Here is a 23,528-nt window from a genome sequence, read left to right on the forward strand (position 1 = left end):
TCATATTCTATCAGCCCTCGTGTTAATATTTTGGCGTCTCTGAAGCAAAAGCACCTTGATAGAATTGCAGTGTTAAAACAGTCTCTTCCCTTTGTGCAGAAGGGAAGAGACTGTTTTATTATTTATAAACTCTAACACTAGTACCAAAACCTAACAATAATTATTTGATCTCAAAAATCTGGATTAAATTAGGTATAAAAATTATTCTTATATAAGAATAAAGGAGTAGACATAAAAGCTAACCTCTTATTTTTATTTTTTTCAGGTTTTTTGTCCTAGAACTCATGTATGGATATTTATAAAAGTCAATTAATTCCCCTCAAATAAAACTAGAGCCTACTCATTATACTTAGTGGAACGCTGTTTTAAAGTTGTATAAATACAGATCTATCAAATCAATATTGTTCAAAAATGGATAATAAAATTGTTTAATTAAGTTCTCTAAATCTTATAGTGATAGGTAAGCCTTTGATGTTATCTCCGGCTTTTCCCCACTTCACACTAACGTTAACGTCGATTATCTTTCATTTCCCCGTTCCTTGTATTTGTACATAATATTGATTATCCGCAATTTTGTTTGGTAAAGTATACAAATGATCGTGGGCAAATTAAGTTTATCGGAGAAGAAGACGAATATGAAAAACATCTCATTATTCAAGATAATGGTATTGGTATTAAAGCTGAAGATATTGGACGAGTATTTGAACGCGGATTTACTGGACTTAATGGTAGGATAAATACCAAATCAACTGGATTAGGCTTATATTTAGCTAAACGCCTATCCTCTAAATTAGGTCATGATATCTCTATTGAATCAAAAGAGAATGAATACACTAAAGTTATCTTACATTTCCCTAAAAACAAACAATATCATACAGTTGGGAAAACATAAGTTCAACGCCGAACCACACGATATTTTCCAAATAATAATACAGTGAATGGTCTCCGAAATCTTTTTGCTTTCTTAGCCTATTAAAATTGAAGCAGGGAACAAAACTAGTCAAAACAACTTTAAAAAGTGCGAGAAATCAATTCCTGATTTCTCACACTTTTCTGATTTCAATTTTAAATTTTGCTTTAACATATTATACTTGCACCAACTGCAACGCCTTCTTAACCTCCTGTACATCATTTGCTAATATGCTCTTCACATTCGATCCGAACCATTCTAATGAAGCATCAACCTCCACGGTTGAACCTACTTCTGCTAGGAATTCATTATAATCAACTGCACCTTCAAACAATGGAACCATCCCTTCTCTAGACCCCGCTGCAGCATAAACATTGTTAGGAGCAAAAACACCAAGTTGTGAACGTGAGGCAATATTTTTAAAGTGAAAATGTGAGATATAAGGACGAAGTTGCTTCACGGCGACAATAGGGTCCATCCCAGATTCCCATATATGTAAAACGTCAAAGTTCACTCGTAGGCTTGAGTGATTCGTTTCTTCGAGTAACTGCATTGTTGAAGGTAGATTATCTGTCAATGTGTTCGGATGAGTTTCAACAAGCAAATATTGTCCTTTTGACTCAAGATAATCACAGAGCATTCTAAGTCTAAAAATAAGTTCTTCCCTTTCTTTTGAACTCGTGTCTAAGCTGCCCTTCTTTCCTACAAATGTACGAATCTTATTCGTTCCCCAGCGCCTTGCAAGGGAAGATAACCTCTCTGTTTCAGCCATCATCACAGAAACTGGTGCTTCTAATGGCAAATAATCACTAAGCATGCTCGTTTCCAAACCGTAGGAGCTTAGCCAATCTGCTCCATAATGAAGTTCATCTGCCAAGTTCTTTGCATGAACACCCCAAAGCTCGATTCCTTGAAAACCTTGCGTTTTTGCAAATTGGGCTAATTGGTCAATCGAATGGAGATGGTGCCGAAACGAGATTGTACAGATAGATAGTTTCATATTATAACCTCTTTCTTGTGCTGTAATGTTAACCATGCTTGAAAGCATTCTTGTAATCCTTGCTTAATCTTGAACTCAAGGAGATTTTGTTCTTCTAACTTCACAAAAATATCTTCAACTACTAACAAATCTTGAGTCATCGCAAGTTTCATCGCTCGATACTGAATCGTTGTATAGCCATTCACTAGACGCTCAATTTCATTACACCATGTGTCAAAGCCTTCCTCTTCGCGGCCAAGTGCTTCCCAAAAAAATGCAAACGCATGCTCATATGCATACTTTCTAATCGCTATAACCGGCAATTGTTTTAATGCAGTCGGAAGTTTTGACATCCTTTCTCTTTCTTTTCCTTCGATATACTCTTTAATAATTTCTGTAATTGCATCTGTCAACGGATTACAATGAAGCTTTATACATGTATTAAAATAGGCTTCCACCGTCTCTGTAGTTGGAGGAATGATCGTCTTTGCATCAAAGTAATAACCACCTTCGACAGTTGGCTCTTGAATTGCAGCTAAAATTCTCTCCTTTGGTAAAATCCCTTCCCAGCGAAAATCAGGGTCATACATAAACCATTCTTCTTCATTTTCTGTCGATTCTAGCATCACATAATGAGGGAATGGACGTTGATGAAATTTATTCTCTCGCTCTGGAAGCATCGATAAATCCAGCATCACCATCACATGTTGATGTGGAGATTTATTCTCTAATAATCCTAGCAGTTTGTTTATATTTTCTTGTTTTGATTGCTTTTCGTCATACCATTTGTAAAGCTTGATTCCATAGAGCATTTCATACCATGTTTGAAAGAAATGATGATCAATTTGATCAGAGTGGTATGCTAGCACTCCGTTATCAAGCACATCAAAATCAGCGTCCCATACTCCAAAATAGTAGGGCCTATGATCGACGCCTTTCGTTTTCTTAATAACCTCACAAACACAGCTTACAAAACAATGAACTTTTATCATTTTTAGCCTCCGATTATTCTACCTTTTGCTGTTTTTCTAAAAAGCTTGCTAGTGTTCCTACTGTTTTGAAATCTTTCGGAACGAGAACCTCATCGGGAATGGAAATGCCAAGATCCAACTCTATATGAAGAATCAGTTGAAGGACCATAATTGAGTCCATATACAAATCCTCATTTAGTCGGGCATCTTCATTAAAAGAGGACAATGTCTGCAACTCTAATGAATTTTCCATAATATCATAGATGCTCTTAATCAATTGTTGGCGCGTCATACTGGTATGCCTCCAAGTTTTTTTCTACTTACTTTTCCGTTAGGGAGCTTTTCAATTTCATGAACAAACACAAACTCCATCGGAATTTGATGTGGCGCGAGAAATTTCCGGCACCATTCTCTTAGTTCCATATTATCGATCGGTTCAGTAGACACATATAGTGCACATACTCGCTCTCCTGATAAGTTGTCAAGTTTTTTATATACGACTGCTTCGACTATCCTTGGCTCATCCATTAACACGTTTTCAACTTCTTGCGGATACACATTCAAGCCTGCTACATTAATCGTGTCATCTAACCTTGCAAGAAAAGAAAGAACATTATCCTCTATATAGCCAAGATCTTTCGTATAAATCGTTTGTGTAGACGTTTCAATAATAATTTCGCTCGGTGTTTGTTTATTACCAGCTGTCACCTTCACATGAGGAAGGGGATAACCCATTTCTTTCGGATCTTCCACACTAGGGTGAATCGCAACACACCCTGATTCAGAGCATCCATACTGCTGTAGTACTTGATTAGATTTCTCTCTTAACGATGTCAACCAGCTATGTGGCATCACAGTTCCTGACGTCATCACGCGATCAAATTGTTGATCAATAGGTAATAATTTACTTAATGTAAAAAGTAAAGCTGGAGCCGCATAGAGTATGTGCTTAGGATATTCTTTTAGCTTTTTCAAAATATATTTAGGATTACTATTCGTAATAATAACCGGCTTTGCTCCCCTTCTTATGCAAGCTAAGACACCACAAATGAATCCATAAGAATGAGTAACTGGACAAGCAACAACAGAATTTGTCAAGGTGTCGACAGGTAATGTCTTCACATAACTTTCAATCTCTTCTTCCACTGAATTCCACGTTCGTTCAATACATTTCGGAGCTCCTGTTGTACCTGAGCTCATTTGAACTAATACGCCTTCTTGATTGTTGGAATGATTTGATAGTTCAATGAAAGAATCGATCGATTGGAACAACAAAAGATGACTACCTGCTGAAGAAGCAAGCCGAACAGCCCCCTCTTTTGGCGTCGCAGGATGGATTGGGACAACTGATCCACCTTTTTCGCGAATGTATAAACAAAGAGCTATATATTGGAAAGTATCATCCGTACAAATAGCTAGCCTGCGATTGTTACACTCCCTTAGTTGAGGTAAGCTTTCATATATTTCAAATTGCTTCTCGATATCTCCTACTGTATAAAATTGATCATTGACATAAAACATCATCATTTCCCCTTTTCATCCGCTTGCGCCAACGTATTGTTGACGATATGTCGAAAATTACCTTCTTCTTGATTTTGAACTTTCTTAGTTAGCAAAGATTCAACATAAATATGTGTGCTAGTATGCTGAAGCTGTTCATTTCTTGAGCATAATGATGGAAAATGTTCAAAGTGCTTCTGTATTCCGTTCTTAACTAGACTCCAAAAACGTGTTTCTGCAAATCCATACTGTTCTTCTAGCAAATAAGATAGTTCACTTAAATGAAACACGAATAGTGTATCCATAGCTAACTCGCGTAAAGCCTCTACAGAAGACATCCAATAATAATGATCGACAGGTGCATCTTTAAAACGTTCGTGTATCGTTTCAAAGTCTGGAACGAGGCTTCTGTCTGCAATGAATTCTTCCATATATTCAATACTGTCATGGAAATCCCTCAGTACAACTCGAGTTGGCCACCCATTTTGATGTAATAAAATCATATTTTGCGCATGTGCCTCAACAGCAATACCGTGAGCGACAAGCAAGTGCCACACAGGAATAACACTCACTTCGATCAAGCGTTTTACCCACTCCTCCGTTCCATATCGGCAAAGCCAATCATCAATAAATGGACGCCCATCTCTCTCCATCATCATTAGTACCGTAAACGGTACCGCTCCCTCTTCATCCTTCATATACGAGCGCACACTTTCTCGCCATATGGAGCCAAGCTGACCTTCTAGTTTTCTACTATGTTTTTTTGTATTCGGTTCAAAAATAATTCCTGCATATTCTTCCAGTACAATAAAAGACGCTTCATTATGTAAATAGTCGTCTAATTGAATCACCCGTTTAAGCCATGCTGAAATATGAGGAGCGGCACAAACAGCATGAGAATGTAATTTTCGTAATGAAGAGGTATTCACCATATTCATCGAGCATTTTAATTGCGCCTTTTTTGGATTTGAAAAATTCCATAATGTTCGCACTGATTGGGTTGCCCTATAGTAATCTCCTTTCACATTTAGAGGTATTAGATCTTTTTGCTCCATTAATCCAGCTAGTTCTTGCCTCATGTTATGCCATTGCCAAGGATGAACCGGCAGGAACGTATATTCTTCAAATGTTCCATCGAATACCGCAAGCTTTGCAAGAAGGTCTTCCCACAGCAAATGCCCTAGCTCTCTTTTCCAAAAGTTCTCTTCCTCTTCAAGAACAGAAATTCGTACGTAGCTTCTTCTCACTGCAACCCATTGTAGGGTAAAAGATTGCTTTGCCTCAGGGCCATAGTCTTTATGGTCATCGATTGTAAAACCGGTTCTTGATTTAAAACATGGATGATATGGATGTCCTTCAATGATTTCGGATTCTAGTTCTTCATAGCTCGAATTTCTTCTCGATTTTGGCATTTGAAGATGACGATCATTCCATTCACATAGCTTACTCGTTAAATGAAGTTCATTCAGTAATCTAGCTTTGTCACTATGGGTCGAAAGTAATTCATCGACTAGATCCTCAAGCGTGGCCTCTAATATCGTTTCATTTTTTTCAATTAGAAAAATACTATCTCCCTTTATTCGGATGCGATCAAATGCCATTCTTCTTCCTTCACAACGATAGGTGCACTTCTGACCAACAAGAGTAAAAATTGAAGTCCATTTATCTAAACGTGTTTCTTCATATTTGATTAGTCCTTCAAAAATCATGGCCTCTACAAGTTGCCGCCTTACACGTAGTTCTTCTTGTTTAGAAGCTAAAGGCTGTAGTTGCTGCATATTCTGCCTCCTCATGCTGAAGAACAAACGGATTTGGAATTTTCGTGTATACCGCTTGTTCAAGTTCGGCTTCTAGTTCATCTACATCATGTAACCTTGTTAATAAATTTGCTTTGAACGCAAGCTCTTCTTGTTTTAGAATGTTACGAACAAATACCTTCCCGAAACCTGTAAATTCTTTTTCTAATAAGTGCAGTTGATCGATAGACCACTTCAAAAGAATTTTTTCATCGATTAGCTGATCTGCTCCAAATCGAGATATAACAGGAAACAGTTGATTCATAAACAAATAATATGTAAATCTATCATGAATAAGGGCATCTTCGTAAAATAGCTCAGCTGTTTCAAGTAAAGAAGGCTCTATTGAAAGAAGTACTTCTTTATATGTTTTTGATAAGTAATAACCTTGGTTATCACGATAATAATATGTAGTTGGATAACCTGAAGAAATGTTTAACACGCTATTTTGCTGATGCGCTTCGAGAGCTATTCCATACTCATCGTATAACCTTAATAATGGTTCAATAGCACATTTCCAATAGTCTTTAAACCAGTCTAAACTTACACTCTCTATTGAGCGGAATTCTGATTGAGAGATTTTCATAATAAGCTGACACAGTTTTGATTTTTCGTCTGGCAAGGGCTCTTGCACAAGAGTAGCGATCATGCATATTCCTTCATCATGCCCTTTAGGAAATACGTTTGAGCGAAAAATAACCTCAAACCCTGACTCCGTCTGATTTGGGAACTCTACAGTCATATAGGCTGGGTCATCAATCATCCGGAAAGATGGATGGTTCTGTAAGAAATCAATCTTATTCATTAACCGAGCCATAACAATTCCGGCTTTTAGTTCATGAGTTTTATTTACCCTCAATGAATTCGTTATTTTTACAGGAATTGAAAACTTATACATCATTACTTCATTTGAGCTATATACCGTTCTAATTGAAGAGGTTGCTGTATAAAATGCCCCAAGCGCACCTTCGTATTTTATCAACCCTTCAGCAATCGCTTCTTTTACATACTGTTGCTGTAAAAGCCACTGTGCTTGAAGCGGGTGCATCGGAATGAGGCAATGCTTCTCTGACATAACAAAATCAGGTTGTGATTTTGTTAAAGACTGAGTAATGAGTTCACTTGCACTTTTTTCTAATACAGAAGACTCTTTCACAATTTTATGGTCGACACGGAAATAGTGAAGTTGGAAAGAACCTTGTAACTCTGGAGCAAAACTCGTTTGTTGCCAATCTGCCATCCCTTGTCTGCTTTTAGGTGTCGGATGAAGCCAATGTCCAAGTAAGAGAGACTGCTCAGCTTCAATAAACGTACAGTTAGCTCCATTTTGTTTCTTACCTTCCAAACTCTTTTCAATATAATTTGCCATCGTTTGATAGCTCTCTATTATGCGAAGAATGAGTTCATCAAAACGGGAAGATAGTCCAAGACATCCATCCGCCTTAGCCATAAAATGTAGTTCCTGAATGAGCGTGATGAGTATCGTTAATTTATCTTCGACAAGCCATTGTTTTTGTTTCGTACAATACTTCAACGAGACACCAAATATATGTCTTCCAACAAGAGATTTGTACTCCATGCCAAATGCAAAACGTGTGTTTTGGATAGGCAACTCAATCTCTAACATTTGTGCCTCTGTAATCAGGATAGATAGTCGCTGTTCTTTTATCCACTCCTCCTTTCTGACCCAATGTCCGCTACTCACCTCTCGTATATAACAATTCATAAACGCCTGAAACGTTGCATTTTCTGCAATCTGTTTAGCTATCTGTTGCATGTAATTAATCATCCTTTCACAAAGCCTTCTCCCTACCAAATGATAATGATTATCACTCGCTGATAAAAAAATTAGTCTCCCTAATTAGAAAGACTGATGATAAGAAGCAAATAGAAACAAAAGTGGTGCTGACAACAATTGATAATGATTATCAATTTCAATTATATATTATAGGAAAGATGGAAATGACTCAACTGCCTAAAGTCCTATATGGCAATATAAACCATCGAAATAAGTAAAAGTGCATAAGAATACGTCGTTTCTTGTATCATACGTGCAAGATTATTGATATACAGTACGGTGTGACAACAAAATATTATAAAGAACTAAAAAAGAATCGTACGATTTGGAAAAGGTCTTTATGTTTTTTTAATGTGCATAGTTTTTTGTAATAATTTTATGCCGTTACTTCGTTTTCATCTTTACTTCAATAACAATTAAGATTTATGTCCATAATCTTTTACGCGTAAATGAACATATATAAAAAACCCTTTCTTATCAACGAAAGGGTTAAAATTATGAATATGTACATATATATTTATAGAGATAAATCAAAGTCAAACACAGTAATGACCATTTGATCGTCTTGTCACTTCAATAAGCTATTAATGATTCTCAACTGTTTTCTTGCTCCAAAATCTTCTTTCCCTCTTTTTTAGGATCCGCCTCACCTTGTAACGAAAATTCACAGGGATAAATAGAAAGTTCTCCATATGCCACTTTTCCATCTTTTTTTCAAAACCCCTAGCGTCAAAAAGCTGCAAAAGAAGGCCAAAAGCCCTTGCTGTATCTTTGCCTTTATTATGAAATTGTCTTCGTACATTCCCACTATTATTTTCCTATAAAATGTAAAACATCTTTATTTTCACAAGTTTTTGCTAAATCTAAAGCTGTTTTTCCTTCATGATCTTTAGCATAAATGTCCGCTCCGTATTTTAATAGCATTTCAACAGCAGCAGTATTTCTAGCCTTAATTGTCCTGTGCAGCGCTGTTTGTTTATACTGATTCCTGCATTCAATATTAGCTCCACGATTCAGAAGGAATTTAATTCCGATAACGTTATTAGTATCCGCAAAGTTGTGCAGTGGAGGGAATGGCTTTCTTTCCTGGTCTATGTCGCAGCCTAATTTTAAAATGTCCTCTAGTAGAACTACATCTTTACAATGAAGAGCGATCTTAAAACATTTCTTTTTACCTCCTTCTCATAAATATCTGGATATTCCGAATGAATATAATTAACAATATCGCTTGAATATTTAAAAGCAATTCAAGAGGTGTTTGTGTGAGAGCTCGTTTACCAACGTTCGCGCCTCTTTCAGCTAATAATCGAAATGCCTCAACATTATTGTGCATACTGCAAAACTGTAATGGAGTGCCCCGATATTCCAAGATCTTATCCAAAGCATTATAGTAGTCAAACAAAACTATTTCTTTTAAACCTCTGTATATCATACGTTATTAAGAATTCTAGAACTACATTTATAATTGTTTGTCCATCCCTATCCATATAATAAAACAGCGATTTTCCCCATTAATCATCACATCTTCTTTAAAATATTTTAGTAGCTTTTTATATAAAAACATAAAACTCAACTAATCAGATTAGTTGAGTTTATTGTGAAATACCTTACTACTATTTTACTTTAAACAATTTAAAATATCACTTACTAAAATCTTTGTACCAGAAGCACCCATCAAATATTTTAAACCTTCAGTCGCAAGCTAATCAATTTCGTCTAGCTTCATTAAAATTTGTGCAAGTGCAATTTTGACGGAATCAGGCTGCAGTGACTAAGTAATTATCATTTATCACTTTATTTCCAACTATCGCTAATGCATTTAAGGAACCTAGAATTCTTCCTTTCAGTGTTTCCTTCTCTATGAATGATAGAGTTTCTATCTATATTCTTAGTCCCATCATAGGTTTTTCTATAGATTATTCAATATAATTATCTATTCGTTTATTTCAATTTCAATATTTTTCGTATTGTATATACGACAACCAACAATATAGGTAAAAAAAGACCGATTGATAATGTTAAAGAATTACCCGTTGTATCGTCAAAATGTTTTTGGTAGATAATATTAGGATAAATCACGAGAGAAAGGATAACGGCAATCATGCCTAACGGTAATGTTAAAGGGCGGTAATCTTTCAAACTCAGAATTTGTGCCATCCCTAAAACGGAAACGTAAAAATAAAGGGTCGTCTTAATATAGAGAGTGATAATCCAAAGTGATGCCATTAATCCTTCAATACGCTGTATAAAATTCCCGATATTTATCTTTTTGGTCAATTCATAGCTTGGATAAATCTCTCCTGCAGTTTTCTCAGAACCTAATACTGTAACACACAAAAATGTAATTAGGATGATGACGATGCCGCCTATTAAGTTTCCAATTAAAAAAGTTTTTTTACCTTGTTTCATTTTATTAACAAAAGAAGGAAAAATCATTAAGAGAACAACGGCATTTACTGAAGATACTATTACATAAAAAAAGGATGATTGAACGATCTTTTTTGTCCCCATCTCATATACAGGCTGTAGGTTTTCTAACTTTATTTCAGGTGAAATACACACCACTAAAATGAAAAAAAAGACGAAGAACACGACAATTAGGATTTCTGCCGTACGAGCGAACGTTTCCAATCCAAGACGGACTCCCATCACCACAATCCCCGCCATAAGAATATTAAGGACTACCATTGGAGTATTCGGCAGCATATGGATGTTTAGGAATATCCCAAAATAATACAAAAGTTCTGAAGCATAAAGAAGAGTTATAAATACAAAAAAAGCAGAAAGGGCTTTACCTATCCATCTTCCAAATAGTTTTTCAATGATTTGGACATAGGTGAGGTGAGGGAACCAATTTGCTATAGTGATGAATAGCCATACGACTAATAAACCTATTACTGTACCAATTATAGTGGAAATCCAGGCGTCTTGCTTTGCAACGGTTGCTAATGCTGATGGTACAGTTAAGATGCTCGTACCAATTGTAAATAAAATAACTAATACTAGAAATTGGTACGAATTTATTTTAACGTCTTGCATCATTCATATCATACCTTCCCCTCTACTGTTATTTTATTTCAAAAAAAGAGATAAAAAGTCATTAAGCGGTTTAAAAATAATAGTGAGTAAATCAAATGGATTAGGAATAGTTTTTTCAAATACAAAAAGTGTAATACTTAGACCTACCCCAATTGCAAGAAGAATTAAAAATACAAATAACTCTTTTTTATACTTTTTTTCCAAGAGAGATGGAACTTCAATCCACAGAATAACTGCTGCAATCAGAAATATTCCTATAGCTTTTATCATGATTATTTAACCTCTAACTTTTCTAAGAAGGAATTACCTTCTGTACTCGTGTGCACAAGTTTCACGTCTACTTTAACATTCGCTTTCATCTTCGCGAATTCCTCATCCCAATGCTCTTTAATCTTTTTCCATTCTTTCGGATTAGATCGATGAATGGCTTCACCAAATCCAAATATGTCTGACTTATAGTGTTTTTGTACTGTTTCAATGGTCAAGTTAACGGTCTCTTCCATATACTTTTCAGTATTCTTCTCTAGTTCAACAAGTGTTTCTTGGTTATTAAGATTAATTAGACACTCTACTTCACCAACATCTCCTTTTACTTTTATATTGATATCTACTTCTGGCTTACCTTTGTTTATCTTGCCTTTCATTTTAGAATCTACTTGATTAATCTCTATAGTGGCTTTTCCGCCTTCCGGACAAGATATAGCAGTTACAGAACTTTGCACTTCGTTGACAATGCCATTAAACCCTCTGCTTTCTCGTTCAGTTAACCAGCCTATCAGTTTATCTTTTTTAAACACCGCTAATTCATCATATTGAATTAGCGCAGAAGGAGTAATCGATTCCACATTTTGTTTGCTTGATCCCATTTCTTGTTCCCCTGTTACTAGAATCCCTGTTAATACGGCTTCCTTTCCCTCACTTGTTAGATCAGCTATCAACTGATCCAATGTAAAGCCCTTTGTTGCAGCCCAGATAGCTTCTGAAGTTTTAAGCGTGTTAAACATTTCATTGGCGGGTATATTTTCAATCGTTGTTCTGACGTTCAGTACTTCCTCTGCGGTCCTATCCTTAGCAATAGCAACAAAGAAATCAGACCGAAGTTCCCAATTTCTTGATAGTAACTCTAAGGATTCGGCTATGCCTTCTTCAGCTAAATCCTCACCAAGCACAAGCATTCGAAGATGTCCAGGATATATTCTCCGAGGCGATTTCTTTGTAATTTTTCGAAACGCTTCATATACCGTTTCTCCGCTCTCCTGAAACATGATGACTGGTGAACGCCCAGTACTTGTTTTCGTAGATACTTCCGAAGGTACTACCACTTGAGCAGTTACTCGATATTCATCTTCCACTTTATCGATTCCTATTGCCAACATAATGCCAAGCTCATTTAATTCCCTCTTGTCCCAACACCCCGCAAGAATGGAGCTAAGAATCAGGAGCACAAACATGCACTTTTTCATCGTTTAGCCCCCTTCAGACTCCTTATTTTTTGGTGGTTCCGGTTTTGCAGAGGCTGAATCTTGTTGCCTAACGATATTTTGTTGATTGATTAGACGAGGTCTAGTAAACATTTTCCACATAGGCAAGCGAATAAACGCATCCTTTTGGTCAGAAAGATTAAAAGGAGCTAGTGAAGACATATAAGGCACTCCAAAAGAACGTAAACTGCATAAATGCAGAAGTAGAGCGATTAAACCAATCGTTATTCCTAATAAACCAAAAGAAGCAGCTATTGCCATAAACCCAAAGCGTAGTATCCTTCCAGAGATAGCTAAGTTGTAGGTTGGAGAAACGAAACTTGCAATGGCGGTTATTGAAACCACGATTACCATCGCTGCAGAGATTATGCCTGCTTCAACCGCTGCAGTTCCAATTACAAATGCCCCTACAATAGACATTGCTGAACCAATGCTTCGTGGCATTCTTAAGCCTGCTTCACGCAAGATTTCAAAGGTGACTTCCATTATAATTGCTTCAACAAATGCCGGAAATGGAGCACCTTCTCGTTGGGCTGCAAGACTAATGAGAAGTGAAGGAGGTAGCATTACATGATTAAAAGTTGTGACTGCAATAAATAATGCAGGTGCAAGCATTGCAATCGCAAATGCAAAATAACGAAGGAGCCGAATAAGACTTGCAATATCTGCACTTTGATAATAGTCTTCTGAAGATTGAAAAAATTGAATTAATATCGCTGGAACAATTAGGACAAATGGTGTTCCATCTACAAAAATAGCTATTTTTCCTTCCAATAATTCTGCAGCTACTACATCCGAACGTTCCGTATTAAGTATGGTTGGAAAAGGTGAATATGGTTCATCCCGAATTAATTCCTCGATATTTCCACTTTCAAGAATCCCGTCAATATCTATTCTATCCAAACGCAAACGGACTTCTTTCACTATTTTGTCATTTGCAATTCCTTTGATATACATCATGGCAACATTCGTTTTCGTACGATTTCCAATAATTTTTGATTCCATCCAGAGATTTGGGTCTTTCAGTCTTCTACGAACTAATGCGGTATTTACACGCAAATTTTCGGAGAATCCTTCGCGGGGTCCTCTTACTATCACCTGGGCTGTTGCTTCCGTTACTCCACGCTCAACCCAATGCCTATTGGAAACGATTAAACCTTGGGCATATCCATCGATTAAAATAATCGTATCCCCCGATAATAGTCCAGTAAGAAGCTCTTCAAAATTAGATAGTTCTTTAATTTCTCCTACTGTCATGGCAAAATCTTTTAATATGCTAATCAGATTTTGTTCAGGAGATAGCTTTTTCTGTAATTCGGTACCATCGACATCTAGCATGAGCGTTTCTAAAATGAAATTTTGTAATGCGGTTGTATCAGTTAATCCATCCGTATAGATAATACCAGCTTTAATAGTTTCTTCTTTTCCTACTCGAATTTCTCGAATGATAATATCCGAGCTTTTGCCAAGGGAATCTTTTATTCTTTGTAAATTTTCTTGAAGATTTGTTTTTAATTTGTTTACTGAATTTGTCTTCATCATTTGGCTAGTTGAAATAGAATTGGAATGCATTTTAGAATTACTTTTCTTTCTGAAAAAGCCCATAGACTACCTCACTTACTTTTTATTTTTTTGCGCGCTTACATATAATTTTGTTTAATACTTAGCCAATTAGGAAAATATCGCTTGATCAGTTAAATTTTCTATTAAGCATGTTATAAGATATAGAATCTCATTTTCTATGAGGAAACTCCTTTAAAATAATCTTAAATCACATATTTTGTTCTAATAAAATAAATCATACTACTTTTATTAAATAGCAGGTTTTTTTCGACAAAACTTCTAATTAAGGAACAAAAAAAGTACATGGAAAACATAATTCTATTGGGATTAGTGAGTTTAATGTCCAAGATTATATTCGTTTAGCCAAAGCATTACGTAGGGGTCTTATTCAATAATTTACTACCAGTTATTGCGGGATAAAATCAATATGTATTAAAGTAGTAATGTAGTGCTTGATAAAGCAAAAAGAGATTTAGATCTAAGCCTAAATCTCTTTTTTATATCCTTATATAGGAATCTACTCCAATAATGAAGACCTATAAAATAATTCTTTTTTCAGTTTGAGCATCAAAGTAATGAGCTTTATCCATATTCAACATAAGATCTATCTTTGATTGATTATGCACTTCTGTTGAGGAGTCAACACGTGCAACGAAAGATTGACCATTATTATTCGAATAGAGATAAGTTTCTGATCCCATTAATTCTGACACATCAATTTTGACATTTATTTTATTTTGATTGAACAAGTCTAAAGTTGTTTGACCATTATAGAAATCTTCTGGTCGTATACCTAAGATCATTTCTTTATTCATATACCCTTTATTTTTTAAGTACTCTAGTTTTTCTTCTGGGATTTGAAGCTTCCAATCACCGACTATAAAAGCACCTTCTGTTAGTGTGCCTTTGAAAAAATTCATTCCTGGAGAGCCAATGAAACCTCCTACAAAAACGTTTGCTGGGCTATCATAAACTTCTTTAGGTGTACCAACTTGTTGAATAATACCGTCCTTTAACACAACTATACGTGAAGCCATTGTCATCGCTTCTACTTGGTCATGAGTTACATATATCGTTGTTGTTTGCAATTGATGGTGTAATTTCGAAATTTCGGCACGCATTTGAACACGTAACTTTGCATCTAAGTTTGATAACGGCTCATCCATTAAAAAAACTTTTGCATTCCGAACAATCGCACGTCCTAATGCTACACGCTGACGTTGTCCACCGGAAAGTGCTTTTGGTTTTCGCTCTAAATATTGCTCAAGCCCAAGGATTTCCGCTGCATGTTTTACACGTTCTTCAATTTCTTTTTTGCTATACTTTCTAAGTTTTAAACCGAATGCCATATTATCGAATACCGTCATATGTGGATAAAGAGCGTAATTTTGAAAGACCATTGCGATATCTCGATCTTTAGGTGCAACATCATTCATTCTCTGTCCATCAATATAAAAATTTCCATCTGTAATCTCTTCAAGCCCTGCAATCATACGTAATGTCGTCGATTTCCCACACCCTGAAGGCCCTACAAAAACGATAAATTCTCCATCATTCACTTCTAGATTAAAATCTTTTACTATTGTTGTATCGTTATCATATTTTTTATAAATATGTTCAAATAATAGTTGAGCCATCATTGCCTCCTAATATTGTAATTTTCAAGTGAAAATTAACGTTATCTACAATACTTATCTCTAAGCTCTTTTGCATGTTTAATCGATTGTTCAGCACCTTGAATTTGTTTTTCGATCAGCTCTTCTAAATGTTCTTCAGGAGGATAGTAATAATTTTCTGGCTCGATGACATTTCGATCAAATGGAGGATTCTCCACTTTAAATGCCCCTTCTCCTACTTCAAAAATACCTCCTGTCCCTTTTTCCCTTTTAAATCGAGCTACATAAGGATAGCACATTTCAATATTAATTCTTGTTAACGGGGAATGCTCCACCATAATTTTAAAGATTTCGTCTAAATCGATATTTCCTTGTCCTGCAGGTACACCGCACACTTTATACCCATCTTCCGCTTCGATGATAATATGATCTTTAAAATGGGTTGTATACGTATACTGAGCAAGCTTTCTTACTGCTTCCACCGGGTCTTCCCATGCCATCATTGAATTGCCAAAATCACAATGGGCTCCTACCCAATAGTTGTTTACCTCTTTTACAATCTGTATGATTTCGTCAGCTATTTCTTCCTCATGGTTTTCAACAGCTAATTTAATGCGATATTTTTTTAGAAGTGGCACAACTTTTTTAATATTGTTTGGTGCTTGAGCTAGTAAATCTTTATCATATATCCCTGGACAGCAATACGTCCGAATCACATCTGCTCCAATTTTATGTGCTACTTCGATAACCTCTGATAAATGATCAGGCTCTGTTCCTCTTGCGTCAATCTCAGCGTATAATCCATATTTTTCAATTTCCTTACGTACCCTCTCTAAATGATCAGGTTCGGCGCCCCCAAGAACCCCCCACTTAGGATGTAAGTATTTATCGCCGGGGTATGCAATGACATTAATCATTACTCCATCCAAACCGTGTTCCGCTGTTTTTCTAATAAAATCAAAAATATCCATTCGACCATTTTGAAAAAGTAAATGATAGGTTTCCGTTTCTAACCCTAATTTCATCCGATTCACCATCTCTAATAAAATTTTTCGAATCTTCCATGATTAAATCTAATACATTCATATAAATCTACTTCAAGCTTACTTTCCTAGAAAATCTAGCTTCAGCCCATTTGTCTAGCTTTTTCACCTGTTTTTTACCGAAAGTCATACCATATCCAATCATTAAAACAACTATGAATGTAAATAAATCTAATTCCTTTGTAAACCAATAATTAATTATTCCCATAATCACTTGCGGAATTACTCCGGTAATTGCAAATGCGATTGAACTAATCTGGAACCATAATTTTGACTTCATGCCGTATCTTGCATACAACATTAAAAATGTAGACAACCATGCTAAAATCTCTAAGCACAACAATATTACCCATTTATTTTCAATTAATATAGTCATTGTTTTTAGATAGACCTCTCTCATTTAATGACAATGTGCTATAAAATCTTTTGTATATCTTTAACACTATCTATAATATAGTCAGCTTTTCCTTCTAGATCTTCCTTACTGCAAGCACCAGAAAGAACTCCAGCTACTTCAATACGGCTATTTCGTGCAAATCGAATGTCAGTTAACGTGTCACCTACCATTAAAACTTCTTCATCATTCAGTAGGAATTTATCTTTGAAAATATGATAACAATCACTATTAGGCTTAGGATTGATAATTCCATCCTCTGCACTTAAAAAATCTATATACTCATATAAATTAGTCATTTTAAGCGAATGAACAGCTGCATCAACATCGTCTGCAGTTACAACTCCAATAATATAGTCATGATCTTTTAAAAACTTTAACGTTTCTTTTGCACCTAATACTTCCGTAAATACGAGGTCATCTGATGTAGAGTGTTTTTTAAAGGATGCACAAACACAATTTATAAATTCACCTTTTTTGATTTTTTTTTCACCCAAAATTGAATACCATGCAGCTGCAATAAAAGAATTCGTTTGACTAGCTAGTAAACTTGTACTCTCGAAATCATTATTATCCATTCCAATTATCTGCATATATTCATCTCGTTTGTTCTTTTCATTCGGATACTTTTGAAATATATCATTAAGCACACAATCAACGATTTTGTACCAAACCGAATCGAGCTGTATTAATGTTCCATCCTTATCGAAAATAATACCCTTCTTCATCTACCTTCGCCCCCTAAAACATAAAGCCTATTATTCTAATAGAACCAATCCTAATAATGAAGGTACTTCTTTCATTCAAAAGAGAAGTAGCTCCATTCCTCTTCGAATAGTTTATTATTTCTTTTTAACTTTATCTAATTCTTCCTGAGCTATTTTCGCTGCTTCATCTAATGCTTCCTTAGCAGAAATTCCTTCGATTTCTACTTTATCTTTCGCTATATCTAGTGCATCATAGATTTTTCCGCCTGTTGGATCGATAAATGGCGAAACTCCATATTTATTTGCTTGCTCTAACGGAATTAACGCCTGTGGTTGTTTTTTCACGAAATCAGCATAAGGCTTATAATCCGTTACATTGTTTTGAACAGGGATGTAGCCTGTTTCCATTGACCATTCTGCTGTTTTCTCAGTACTCGTCGCAAATTTCATAAACTCATATGCACCTTGTGCTACTTCAGGATCGGTATTTCTAGTTAATGTTAAAAAATAAGCTTCTAATTTAGGCGCTGGCTTATGGTCACCCCAGCCTGGTTGTGGAACTGCTCCAAATGTAGCTAGTCTTTCGGCCTCATCCATTCCCTCACCTAACGATTTATAGACAAATCCTTGGTCACCAGATGAACCTGTATATCCTAACGTTCTACCTTCAACAAAATCGATAATTGTGTTATCCCAATATTCCCATCCAGTACCACCTGTATGGATGTTCATAATTTTATCTTCATGAAGCCACTTCTTGTATTTCTCCCATACTTTTACCCATGTTTCATCATTAATTAAAACTTTTGTTCCGTCTTCACTTATTACGTTTCCACCAGCACTTCGAACCGAATCGATTAAGTTTGTCGTACCCCAAATCGGCATCCACCCTGCGTATTGAACGTTTCCATTTCCATCACGTTTTGATACTTTTTCGGCTACCTTTTCTACTCCTTCCCATGTCTTTAAGTCATCTGTAGTAAAACCATTTTCCTCTAATACTTTTTTATTATAATAAAGAATCTGTGTTGTACCATATAGAGGAATTCCATATAATTTCCCATCAACTGTTGCTTGACTAACAAAACCTTTACCATAATCGTCTATTTTTAATTTTTTATCATCGTTTATAAATTTATCAATTGGAACAACTAGCTCTTTGTTAATATAGTTTTGAATAACGTCTGAACCTAGTAAAGCAATAGCTTCTTGATTGTTTGCCGCAAATCCACTTTGAAGCTTTTGATATGACTCATCATAGCTACCTGCTTTAGTCGTTTTTACAACGTACTTGTCCTGACTTTGATTGAAATCCATCACAATTTTATCTAAACGATCAGCAAGTGCCCCCCCAACTCCGTTAATGAATGGGACAACGATTTTATCCCCTTCTTTTGTTACCTTAACTGTATTTCCTTCTCCTCCAGAACAACCTGCAAGTACACCAACAAATAATGATACAACCATAAAAAGCGTTAATAATTTCTTCACCCTGAATTGCCTCCTTTAAAATTAGTTAACCCTTTATTCCAGAATCAGAAACACCTGAGAGAAACCATTTTTGTAAAACTAAAAATACAAGTAAGAGTGGGACTGTAGCGATTGTACTTGCAACCATAATGTGTGACCAATCCCTACCTAATGAGCTATTAATGAAAAAATCAGCAATACCGTTAGTAATTAATTTTTTATCATTATCTTTTAATACTAGCGCTGGCCAAATATAGTTATTGTAGTTTTCGATAAATGTCACTAAACCTAGTGTCACAAATGATGATCGTGTCATCGGGAAGATAATCTTCCAAAGAATCTTCCAATCACTTGCTCCATCTATCTTGGCCGCTTCTACAATTTCATGACCAACTTTAAGGAACGCTTGTCTAAAATAAAAAATCCCAAATACACTAACTGATAAAGAAATAATGTATCCAAAATGAGTATTTAACATTCCCATTTTTGCTAACATCATATACACAGGAACATACGATACAGCGCCCGGAATCATATATGTTGCCATAACAACGCCAAACGTTAATTCTTTCCCTTTAAACTTATAAAATGCCAACATATAAGCAAAGAGTGCTGACGAAATAAGAACATAGATTGTAATAATCAATGAAGTATAGAAACTGTTAAATATATACGTGTGAAAAGGAATGACTCCTAATACTTCTTGATAATTTTCCCAATGAAATTCTTTTGGCCAAAAACCACCTTGTAGTACTTCACTAGATGTTTTAAATGAACTTAGGATCATCCAAATAAAAGGAAAGACAAATAAGATACTCGATAAAGCTAAAAAGAGATGCTTTAAAATTTTCGATGTCTTTTTATGATTACTCATGATTTAATAATTCACCCACTTGTCACCTATTATCTTGTTTATAAACGATAATAGGATTGTAATAATTAATATGATAAATGCGATGGCTGTCGCGGATCCCATATCAAATTGTTCAAATGCTTGTTGGAAGAATAAATAGAGTAATGTTCTTGTCGAACCACTCGGTCCACCTTGTGTTAAGATTTTAATTTGATCATATGCTTGCAGCGATACGATCGTATTCACAACAATTAAGAAAAAAGTTGTTGGTGAAACCATCGGGAGTGTTACATGTCGAAACTTCTGCCAAGCATTAGCTCCATCAATACTTGCCGCTTCATATAAGCTATCAGGTACTTTCTCTAACGCTCCAATATAGAAAATCATTGTCCATCCAACTAGCTTCCAAACCGTTACAATAATAACTGCTAGCATTGCGGTATCACTGCTCTTAAGCCAATCCAATCCAGGTATCCCTACTAAACCTAGCACCTTATTAATAACACCTAATTCCGGTTCATATAGAAGTGACCATACCATCGATACAGCTACTGTTGGTGTTACCCATGGTGAAAAAATCATCAATTTGTAAATGGCAGAGCCTCTGAAATTTTTTCTAAAGAACAAAGCAAAAACTAATCCTAGTACAATTGTTGGAATAACTGTCCCAAATCCAAAATAAAGAGTGTTTAGCAATGCCTGCCTAAAAGATGACTGAGTAAACAAATTTATATAGTTATCTAAACCAACAAAATTAAAATCATTTGTCATAAAATCCCAGTCTGTAAAACTAATACCTAAACTAAACAAATTCGGAATAATCCAAAAGAGTATAAGAGGTATTCCAACCGGTAATAAAAAGAACGCAGCTTTTGAAAATTTTATTTGCATTCAGTGTCACCTCCTGTTTCACATTGTAAAGCTCAATTATTAATATGATGTTGTATTTTTATTAACAAGTTGTAAAACAAACATATAAACAAAGTAAAACAACAAAAAACCAATATATTGGAACAAAAAAACTATTTCTCGTTTTCATTGAGAAATAGTTTTTTATCAGTTTTTCTTCTATACGATTATTGTTTCTACACCTTTTGCTGTTAAAGCATTGTGCCATTCTGAATCAAGTTTAGCATTCGTAAATAATATATCGACATCATCAAAACTCCCACTTTTATAAAATTTCGTTAAGTTGAATTTAGATTCATCTACCATCATGACAACTTGTCTTGCATTATTCTTTAAGCGGTTAAATATTTGAGCATCCTCAATATACGTGCATGTTAATTCCTTTTCTAATGAGATTCCATCACAAGAAGCAAATAATTTATTTACCGTAAAATGATCAAGTAAGTTCAACGTCATATCACCAGACAGTGCTAACGAATTTGTATTTAGCATTCCACCAACGACTATAAGTTTGCAATCAAATGAATCATATTGTTCCTTTAGCTCAATTATTTTATTAGCGGCAGGGATAGAGTTTGTTAAAATAGTTATGTTTCTTTTGTCATAAATATAGTCCAAAATTTGCAGCGTAGTTGTTCCAACTTCAATAGCAATAATATCATTATCCTCTACCAGTTTACTTGCTGCCATTCCTAATTTACGTTTTTCAGCAATGTTTTCATTGCGACGTTTATTAAAAAATAATTCAACAGTTTGATCGTTTTTCTTAATAGCTCCACCGTGTATTTTTGTTAACTTGCCTTCCTTGTGCAACAAATCTAAATCTCTTCGAATAGTTTCTGTCGTAACATTTAATACTTTTGCCAAATCATTTACCATCACACGATTGTATTGATCTAGTTCATCAAGTATGTATTTTCTTCGCTCAAATTGTGTATAAGATTTCATAAAAACACCTCTTTGTATTCCACAAATATACTTTAACCTTTACCGAAATATGTACTCTTATACTAACCTTTTTTTCAATCAAGAACAGACTTCAGTATTGATTCTTAGTTATATTGTATTTAATTTACCAAGCAAATGGAAGTTTTCCTATTAACACTTAACTTTTTAAACACTCCATTTACATTTCAAAAGGCATATGTTTACTATTTATTTCTTTAAGTAAAATCTGAGGAAAGTTGACACCCTTTTTTTGAACTAAATTAAACTGAATCTTGATAACTCTACATCAAAATAGTTAGCATTCTGTAATGAAGGTCGCTTTTATTACTTCATTAACTTGCTCCCTTACTCTTAATATAATAATCATATCAACTTCACCTTTTCAAATGTAAAGTTGACTAAATAAAAGAGCCGCATAAAAATACGACCCTCTCAACCTTCATATTTACATTATTTTATATTTTATTTACAAACTAATACTATAGTGTTCTTTCCTAACCAAGTGCACAATCAATTATGCCTCTGCATAATTGCGTCCGGAGGCTTTAAGATCTTTCAGCGGATGTTTGGACCCCGCTGATACAGATTGTGAAGAGTCGCACTTAAAGTAATGGGGCTTAAGTAAAGAAGAAATTTTTAATTATCAAATCAATTTTAGTTATTCCATTAGGGTGCATTCATAGTAAAGAGTAAACAAAATAAAGAGCCACATGTAAATGCGACTCTCCATCTTTACTTTATTAATTCCCCTGACTTAGATCTTTATGGGCGAATTTCGCTAAAAAAGGGATGTGTTTCGTTAGTTTGTTATAGATATTGAATAGAACTTGTACAACTGGCTCCAATTTTTTGGAGAACTTGATAATGACAAAACTTGCCCCTAATGACAGAAGGGCCCCACCAATTACGTCAGCTGGATAATGTACTCCAACGAAGATACGCGAAATACCTACTAAGATGGCCCATACTAATACTGGATTCTTCCATGAGTCTTTTCGTAAAAATAACGTCCATGCTAGAGAGAATACTAATACTGAATGATCACTTACAAACGATGAATCATTGGCATGTGGTACTAACTGATGAACATTATATGTTATGAATGGTCGTGGATGAAAGTAGACAGCGTGAATGAGTGCGTTTAGACCCAATCCAAGTAAACATGTAAAGACAATGTATATAGCAGTATATTGTTTTTCTGTTCTTTTTTCTTTATTTGCAGTAAACCATAAAAATAACATGAATACGATTACGACATAAGGAACGCTATCAGTGATAAAAATCATCCCTTTATCCAGCAAAGGATAGCGACCTGCTAGATCATTAATCCATTGAAATATTCCATAATTCATTTTGTAAATCTCCTTGCTTTTAATTTCTGAGTAAATTAATGTTTTTCAAACATGCGCATATCCAGTTGAATACCCGCTTACCCTTTCATACATGACGTCATCAAAAGCTACATAGTTTCTTTTTTTTACAAAAAAAAACACAATTCATCAACAAACTACAGAAGAACCTGTTAAAAATTCACATCACCCTCGAACTAGT

At 35.1% G+C, this 23,528-nt stretch carries 20 protein-coding genes and 1 pseudogene; 1 reads left to right on the plus strand and 20 read right to left on the minus strand.

All coding sequences use genetic code 11. The features are described 5' to 3' along the window. Positions 1 to 580: 580 nt before the first annotated feature. A pseudogene (locus JNUCC51_RS02040) lies at positions 581 to 892 on the plus strand (ATP-binding protein); the annotation flags it as partial. Positions 893 to 1,085: 193 nt separating this feature from the next. On the opposite strand, the gene JNUCC51_RS02045 reads toward JNUCC51_RS02040, so the two are convergent. The 20 genes from JNUCC51_RS02045 to JNUCC51_RS02140 form a co-directional block, all read right to left on the minus strand. Continuing rightward, on the minus strand, positions 1,086 to 1,910 hold the full coding sequence (locus JNUCC51_RS02045) for a sugar phosphate isomerase/epimerase family protein (RefSeq protein ID WP_337990602.1): 825 nt from the start codon (positions 1,908 to 1,910) through the stop codon (positions 1,086 to 1,088). Then, entirely contained in the window at positions 1,907 to 2,881 is a 975-nt protein-coding gene (locus JNUCC51_RS02050) for a DUF6005 family protein (RefSeq protein WP_337990603.1), read from the minus strand. The genes JNUCC51_RS02045 and JNUCC51_RS02050 overlap by 4 nt, the downstream gene beginning before the upstream one ends. Positions 2,882 to 2,894: 13 nt before the next feature. After that, complete coding sequence (gene asbD, locus JNUCC51_RS02055; protein ID WP_049666019.1) at positions 2,895 to 3,152, minus strand: petrobactin biosynthesis protein AsbD; 258 nt, start codon at positions 3,150 to 3,152, stop codon at positions 2,895 to 2,897. After that, complete coding sequence (locus tag JNUCC51_RS02060) at positions 3,149 to 4,381, minus strand: AMP-binding protein (protein WP_337990604.1); 1,233 nt, start codon at positions 4,379 to 4,381, stop codon at positions 3,149 to 3,151. The genes asbD and JNUCC51_RS02060 overlap by 4 nt, the downstream gene beginning before the upstream one ends. A 2-nt stretch (positions 4,382 to 4,383) precedes the next feature. Next, positions 4,384 to 6,138, minus strand: coding sequence for an IucA/IucC family protein (locus JNUCC51_RS02065; RefSeq protein ID WP_337990605.1), 1,755 nt, complete (start codon positions 6,136 to 6,138; stop codon positions 4,384 to 4,386). Further along, entirely contained in the window at positions 6,110 to 7,933 is a 1,824-nt protein-coding gene (locus tag JNUCC51_RS02070) for an IucA/IucC family protein (protein ID WP_337990606.1), read from the minus strand. The genes JNUCC51_RS02065 and JNUCC51_RS02070 overlap by 29 nt, the downstream gene beginning before the upstream one ends. A gap of 831 nt (positions 7,934 to 8,764) precedes the next feature. After that, on the minus strand, positions 8,765 to 9,109 hold the full coding sequence (locus tag JNUCC51_RS02075) for an ankyrin repeat domain-containing protein (RefSeq protein ID WP_337992175.1): 345 nt from the start codon (positions 9,107 to 9,109) through the stop codon (positions 8,765 to 8,767). A 786-nt stretch (positions 9,110 to 9,895) separates the two neighbouring features. Next, a complete protein-coding gene (locus JNUCC51_RS02080) occupies positions 9,896 to 10,996 on the minus strand; it encodes a GerAB/ArcD/ProY family transporter (protein WP_337990607.1) in 1,101 nt (366 codons plus the stop codon). 30 nt (positions 10,997 to 11,026) lie between these two features. Continuing rightward, the gene (locus JNUCC51_RS02085; protein WP_337990608.1) at positions 11,027 to 11,263 is read right to left on the minus strand and encodes a hypothetical protein; all 237 of its coding nucleotides are present in this window, start codon (positions 11,261 to 11,263) and stop codon (positions 11,027 to 11,029) included. A gap of 2 nt (positions 11,264 to 11,265) precedes the next feature. Then, entirely contained in the window at positions 11,266 to 12,456 is a 1,191-nt protein-coding gene (locus JNUCC51_RS02090) for a Ger(x)C family spore germination protein (protein ID WP_337990609.1), read from the minus strand. Positions 12,457 to 12,459: 3 nt separating this feature from the next. Beyond that, positions 12,460 to 14,079, minus strand: a complete 1,620-nt coding sequence (locus JNUCC51_RS02095; protein ID WP_337990610.1) for a spore germination protein — start codon at positions 14,077 to 14,079, stop codon at positions 12,460 to 12,462. A 494-nt stretch (positions 14,080 to 14,573) separates the two neighbouring features. Then, a complete protein-coding gene (locus JNUCC51_RS02100; protein WP_337990611.1) occupies positions 14,574 to 15,674 on the minus strand; it encodes an ABC transporter ATP-binding protein in 1,101 nt (366 codons plus the stop codon). Between the two features lie 41 nt (positions 15,675 to 15,715). After that, positions 15,716 to 16,678 (minus strand): sugar phosphate isomerase/epimerase family protein, encoded by a 963-nt coding sequence (locus JNUCC51_RS02105; protein ID WP_337990612.1) that lies wholly within the window; start codon positions 16,676 to 16,678, stop codon positions 15,716 to 15,718. A gap of 67 nt (positions 16,679 to 16,745) precedes the next feature. After that, a complete protein-coding gene (locus JNUCC51_RS02110; RefSeq protein ID WP_337990613.1) occupies positions 16,746 to 17,072 on the minus strand; it encodes a hypothetical protein in 327 nt (108 codons plus the stop codon). 38 nt (positions 17,073 to 17,110) lie between these two features. Beyond that, entirely contained in the window at positions 17,111 to 17,818 is a 708-nt protein-coding gene (locus tag JNUCC51_RS02115; protein ID WP_337990614.1) for an HAD family hydrolase, read from the minus strand. A gap of 114 nt (positions 17,819 to 17,932) precedes the next feature. Next, on the minus strand, positions 17,933 to 19,288 hold the full coding sequence (locus tag JNUCC51_RS02120; protein WP_337990615.1) for an ABC transporter substrate-binding protein: 1,356 nt from the start codon (positions 19,286 to 19,288) through the stop codon (positions 17,933 to 17,935). 25 nt (positions 19,289 to 19,313) lie between these two features. Then, positions 19,314 to 20,141, minus strand: coding sequence for a carbohydrate ABC transporter permease (locus tag JNUCC51_RS02125; RefSeq protein ID WP_337990616.1), 828 nt, complete (start codon positions 20,139 to 20,141; stop codon positions 19,314 to 19,316). A 3-nt stretch (positions 20,142 to 20,144) separates the two neighbouring features. After that, positions 20,145 to 21,011, minus strand: coding sequence for a carbohydrate ABC transporter permease (locus JNUCC51_RS02130; RefSeq protein ID WP_337990617.1), 867 nt, complete (start codon positions 21,009 to 21,011; stop codon positions 20,145 to 20,147). 177 nt (positions 21,012 to 21,188) lie between these two features. After that, the gene (locus tag JNUCC51_RS02135; RefSeq protein WP_337990618.1) at positions 21,189 to 21,977 is read right to left on the minus strand and encodes a DeoR/GlpR family DNA-binding transcription regulator; all 789 of its coding nucleotides are present in this window, start codon (positions 21,975 to 21,977) and stop codon (positions 21,189 to 21,191) included. A gap of 740 nt (positions 21,978 to 22,717) precedes the next feature. Next, positions 22,718 to 23,329 (minus strand): undecaprenyl-diphosphatase, encoded by a 612-nt coding sequence (locus JNUCC51_RS02140; RefSeq protein ID WP_337990619.1) that lies wholly within the window; start codon positions 23,327 to 23,329, stop codon positions 22,718 to 22,720. Positions 23,330 to 23,528: the final 199 nt, after the last annotated feature.

Origin of the sequence: Lysinibacillus sp. JNUCC 51, assembly GCF_015999525.1 — a bacterium.
Lineage (GTDB): Bacteria > Bacillota > Bacilli > Bacillales_A > Planococcaceae > Lysinibacillus > Lysinibacillus xylanilyticus.